The 250-nt window shown below is 60.0% G+C and carries 1 protein-coding gene; it reads right to left on the bottom strand.

What is annotated here, in order from left to right; genetic code table 11:
• Positions 1–53 precede the first annotated feature (53 nt).
• Positions 54–250: type VI secretion system lipoprotein TssJ (gene tssJ / locus AC4HNJ_RS22095; protein ID WP_490481757.1), on the bottom strand; the 197-nt coding region annotated here is incomplete at its 5' end.

A 250-nucleotide genomic window follows, 5' to 3' on the forward strand; every position in this document is an offset into this window, starting at 1 on the left:
GCATTCAGAAAATGCAGCGCGCGTTGTTTCATCTCCCTCGCGGCTACCATCATCTACTGTTCCTGCTCCATCTGGTTGCCGAGCAGGCTGATGTGCACGAGATCGGTGTGCTTCCATTGCGATACCGGGATGACAAGCCGCCAGCCCTGTTGCGTGGGCTGACGGAAGAGGGCGACCAGGCCCACCTCGTTCGTGCCGTCCATCATCGGCGTGCTCAGCGAGATGCTTTCGCCCGGTCCCAAGGTGATGT

The organism is Dyella sp. SYSU CM1112 (assembly GCF_058216415.1).